Origin of the sequence: Sulfitobacter sp. HI0027 (genome assembly GCF_001634775.1) — a bacterium.
In the GTDB taxonomy this organism is placed as follows: domain Bacteria; phylum Pseudomonadota; class Alphaproteobacteria; order Rhodobacterales; family Rhodobacteraceae; genus Sulfitobacter.
This window is the reverse complement of record NZ_LWER01000130.1, coordinates 1-213: the sequence shown is the minus strand read 5'-3', so window position 1 is coordinate 213 and position 213 is coordinate 1. Positions and strand designations below refer to the sequence as shown.

Genomic DNA, 213 nt, shown 5'->3' with positions numbered 1-213 from the left:
GCCGGGGTGATGCTGGCGGCGTCTTTCTTTTCGCTCATCATCCCCGCACTGGATGCAGCCGGACTGCGGTATGACAGCGAGGCCGCGCCCGCCGCGATCGTCTGTGTGGCGATCTTGCTCGGCATGGGGGCCGTGGCGCTGATGAACGAACTTCTACCGCATGAGCACTTCAAGACGGGCCGCGAGGGGCCAGCGGCGGCATCGCTTCGACGG

The 213-nt window shown here is 66.7% G+C and carries 1 pseudogene; it reads left to right on the top strand.

Annotation, left to right across the window (positions count from 1 at the left end):
- Positions 1-213: pseudogene (locus A3722_RS06585) on the top strand (ZIP family metal transporter); the annotation flags it as partial.